4 protein-coding genes are annotated in these 4,164 nt (G+C 68.7%); 2 read left to right on the top strand and 2 right to left on the bottom strand.

What is annotated here, in order from left to right; genetic code table 11:
• Both ACQKIP_RS41495 and ACQKIP_RS41490 read right to left on the bottom strand, forming a co-directional pair.
• Window positions 1–756, bottom strand: a 756-nt coding sequence (locus ACQKIP_RS41495) for an amidohydrolase family protein (RefSeq protein ID WP_427745376.1), incomplete at its 3' end; no start/stop codon positions are given.
• Window positions 757–1,126: 370 nt separating this feature from the next.
• Window positions 1,127–2,056, bottom strand: coding sequence for a LysR family transcriptional regulator (locus tag ACQKIP_RS41490; RefSeq protein ID WP_427745374.1), 930 nt, complete (start codon window positions 2,054–2,056; stop codon window positions 1,127–1,129).
• A 114-nt stretch (window positions 2,057–2,170) separates the two neighbouring features.
• Between ACQKIP_RS41490 and ACQKIP_RS41485 the strand changes: the two genes are divergently transcribed.
• Together ACQKIP_RS41485 and ACQKIP_RS41480 are read left to right on the top strand one after the other, a co-directional pair.
• Window positions 2,171–2,698 carry a DapH/DapD/GlmU-related protein gene (locus tag ACQKIP_RS41485; RefSeq protein ID WP_365863525.1) on the top strand — a complete coding sequence of 176 codons (528 nt, stop codon included), beginning with the start codon at window positions 2,171–2,173 and terminating at the stop codon, window positions 2,696–2,698.
• 178 nt (window positions 2,699–2,876) lie between these two features.
• A complete protein-coding gene (locus ACQKIP_RS41480) occupies window positions 2,877–3,827 on the top strand; it encodes an RNA-binding protein (protein WP_427745373.1) in 951 nt (316 codons plus the stop codon).
• Window positions 3,828–4,164: the final 337 nt, after the last annotated feature.

The raw sequence follows: 4,164 nt of genomic DNA, 5'->3' as shown, positions 1-4,164 counted from the left end.
GGGGAAGGGCATGAATCCCTCGGTGAAGTCGGTGAACGCCATGGTGGTGTCCAGCCGGACCTCCGCGTACTGCTCGGCGATGCCGAGGAAGTCCTCGTACTCGGGCATCCCCAGGTGCGCGACGATCAGCCGCAGCTTCGGGTGCCGCGCCAGTACCCGTGCGATCGGCCCGGGACCGGTGTGCTTGCCGGGAGCGGGACCGGAGCCGCAGTGGATCACTACGGGGGCCCCGGCCTCGGCCAGCACCCCCCACGCCCGCTGGAGAAGTTCGTCGGCCGGGTCGTAGGACCCTACTTGTACGTGCGCCTTGAACACGCGTGCACCCGCTTCGACGGCCTCGCGCACGTACGTCTCGACACCCGGCTCGGGGTAGAGGGTGGCGGTGTGCAGACAGTCGGGGTTGCGGTGAGCGAAGTCGGCGGCCCAGCCATTGAGCCAGCGGGCCATGCCGGGCTTGTGCGGGTAGAGCATCGAAGTGAACGCCCGGACACCGAACTTGCGCAGTACGGCAGCACGTTCCGCTTCCTGTTGCCGGTAGCTGATCGGCCACTCCAGTCCGCCGGTCAGCGGCCCCTGCGCGTCGAAGTATGCCCAGACCTTGTGCAGGACGCGCTCGGGCATGAAGTGCGTGTGGACGTCGATCAGTCCGGGAAGGCCGAGCCGGTTCCAGAAACGGCGGACCTCACCGGCCTCTTCGTCCAAGGCCACCACCTCGCTGGTCGCGCCTGGCGAACTTGTGCCACTGACAGGCGTCATCCGGTGATCGTTCACGTCTCCCACGATCAGCCCTGGCGACGGGGCGGGTCCAGCCCTCGTCCTACAGGCGGCGTGAGTGATTGGTCACCAGGACCACTGCTCTCGTGGGCGATGCCACGGACCGACGCCCGCTGCTCAAGGCTGCCTTCGCTTGGTCACGACAGCCGTCGCTCCGCGGTCAGCCCGCCTCCTTGCGGATGCCTCATATGACCGGCCTGCCGCTACGGCCAGTGCTTGTCAGCCCGCGACATCACGCCAACCAGTCAGGAGGCCAACTGCCCTTTGGCGCACGGTAGATGGCGAGTACCTGGGGCCCGGCGATCTATCCCCGGTGGCCGGGCGCATGTTCGTGGCGCCCGCGGTCGTCTGGTCAGCGCTCTGCCCAGTCCGGTGTCCACGCATCGTGCGGGGTTCGCGGGCCCGCGGTGCGCAGGTGGTCGCGCAGCGCGGTCAAGACAGGGTGCTGGTCTCCGCTGCGGAACAGCAGCACGTGCGGGTAGACCGGGGTCGGGTCGTGCACGGGGATGCGTCGCAGGTCGTGGGTCTGGGGCCACAGGTAGCGGTCCCCGCTGCCGATGAGCGTGGCCAGCGAGGTTGAGTCGGCCAGCGCGTCCATCAGGGCTTCGTCGCCGAAGTGGGGGCCGAGCGCGTCGATGCTCAAGCCGAAGGCCTCGGACAGCGTCTGGTAGAACGCCGCCCACTCCATGCCCGGCCTGATCCCGGGGATCCAGATGCGGTGGCCGGCCAGGTCCGCAGGACTGACCCTGGGCGCGCCGGCCAGCGGGTGGCCGGGTCCGACCAGGAGCTGGAGGGGCGAGTCCAGGAGTCGTTCGGCGCTGATCCCGGCAGGTACTTGGCCGGGCGGCAGGGCCCGGATGGACGCGTCGATGGTCCCTTCGAGCACCGCCCGGGCGGCCTGGGCGGCGTTCTCCTTGCTCAGTGTGACTGCCTCCAGGTCCGTATCGGGGCGGGAGCGGTAGAACTGGTAGACGGCCTGGGCCGGGGCGATGCGCCGGTTGAGGACATCGACGCGCAAGGGACGGCTTCCGGGGCGCACGGCCCGCTCGGCCTGTTCGACGGCTGCCAGGATCTTCTTGGCGTGCGGCAGGAAGACCTGCCCGTCCAGGCTCAGCCGGGAGCCCCTGGTGGTCCGCACCAGGAGCGTGACCCCGGTGTGCCGCTCCAGGGCAGCGATCCGCTTGGAGACCGCCTGCTGGCTGATCCCCAGCTCGTCGGCCGCAGTCTGGAACTGGCCCGTCCCAGCGACGGCCGCGAACGTCCGCAGCGCTTCTACATCCACGCTTCCACCCTACTGACACAACCTTTGGTTGTGTCCGGGGTGGTGCGGGGTTGTTTGATCGGGTGTTCTGCGCGGTGATGGGATCAGCGCATGTCTACCCGCACAGAGCAAGTCATGTATGTCCGGACCTCTGATTTCGCCCGTCATGCGGAACGCATCGTGGAGGTGACCGATGCGACGTCCCGACTGAACGTGCTTCCGTTCAGCGACACCGAGGGCCGCGCTGAACTACTTTCGGTTGTGTTCGGACGCCCGCTGGGGAAATCAGTGACGATCTATCCGCCGTTCTTCACCGAGCACGGACTGAACACGACGTTCGGGGAGAACGTCTTCGTCAACCAGGGATGTACGTTCATGGACAAGGGCGGTATCCGGATCGGGAGCGGCGTCATGATCGCGCCCAAGGTCAGCCTCATCACCGGAGGCCATCCCCTGCCGCTGGCCGAGCGCCGCGAGTATCTCTCCTTCGCCCCGATCGTCATCGAGGACGACGTCTGGATCGGGACGGCCGCCGTGATCACGCAGGGGGTGACCATCGGTGCCGGCGCGGTGGTCGCTGCCGGTGCGGTGGTCACTCGTGACGTTCCGGCCGGCACCGCGGTCGGGGGAGTGCCCGCCCGGGTGATCAAGAAGATCGGCTGAGGCCCGGGCGCGCAGCACCCCTGCGGTCTGCTCCTGACGAGGCCGCGGTGTCCCTCGCCCGGGGCGTGGGACACCAGCGGGTAAACCTGACGTACGGACGGTGGAGGTCGTGGCAGGACCCCGGCAGGCGGGGTCAAGAACTACGCTGGCTTCCCCTTCAAGCAGCCCGGGGAGCAGCATGCCGCCGCCTTTCGCCCACCGGATCACCAAGTACAACCCCGCCGACCGCGACGAGCGTGGGCACTACCACGGCGCCGAGGACACGGTGAGCGACCACGGGCCGGTCGAAGCGGCCTACTTGGAGGCGATTGCCGCCTTCGCGCAGGAGTCGGGCATCGACCGGCTGGAGATCCGTGAACCGGAGGTCACGGGCTTCGTTGCCTTCGGCCTGGAGGCGCCGGTTGACGGACACGGCCTCGCCGGGCTCTTCCCGGCCGACCTCACCGGCTACTACGACGGCGCCGAGGTCTCGGTGCCGGTCGCGCTGGAGCTGGTCCGGGTCATGCTGCGTGACCAGGGCGCCTGGTGCCGGCTGGAGCAGCAGGACAGGTTCACCGTGCACGTGGGGTGGGATCAGTACCTGTACGTCGCCAGTGACCGGCCCTGTGAAGCAGATGTCGCCCGGGTCCGCGAGCTCGGCCTGTTCGCGGAACCGATCACGACGTCGCCCTACGCCGCAGACCTTGAGGAACCAGAGGTGACACAGGCCGCGGACGAGGAGCTCTGGGAACAAGTACGCGCAAAACTGGCCGTACCGCAGAGGCTCCTTCTGGAGGAGACCTACCTCGCCAACGCCACCCGCTGGCACCTTCTTACCGAGAGCAATCTCGATGCCGTCCGCGCCGTGCTCGGCCCACGCGCGCTCCTGACCGTCTGGCCCGACCTCAACCCTGATGTCGACGCGGTCCTTGCCGAGCTGCCGCAGGACGAATCCGCGGATTTGGTCTGGGAGGCGTTGAACGGAGCGATCCGCCACGTGACCGTCGACGGGCCCCACCATCAACAGCTCGCCACTTTGCTGGCAGGCGCGAGGGCGGCCTGCTGCCTGCCCCTGGCCCTCGACGCACGCCACCCACTGTTCCACGTTGCCCTCCCCGACAGCGACGGCGTGCTGCGTGCCAGGTGGTGACCTGGTTGTCCGCGCCCGGTCCACGGGGTCGGCTCAACGCTGCTGCCTGGCTCCGCAGGTGATCCGCCAGCGTCACGACAGGCGAGCGGACCCACCCTGCGCACGCTCCTGGCACCGACCGCTGGGCCCGCACGAACGCCGCATGCCCGGCAGCGCCGGCCAGCCCGGGGGCAGGATTGCCGGCTGCTGCCCGTACCGGGTCGCGAGAGGGCATGCCACCCCGGGGCGGCGGGATATTGCCGGCACGAATGCGGTTTTCGATACGCCGGCGATATGTGCCGGCTCGTAGCCTTGGGGGCATGCGTGTCTTGATCGTCGAGGACGAGAGCTATATGGC

This window comes from Streptomyces sp. NPDC059900 (assembly GCF_050270335.1).
Classification (GTDB): domain Bacteria; phylum Actinomycetota; class Actinomycetes; order Streptomycetales; family Streptomycetaceae; genus Streptomyces.
Note: the sequence above shows the minus strand (reverse complement) of the source record. Positions and strands in the feature narration are given on the sequence as shown.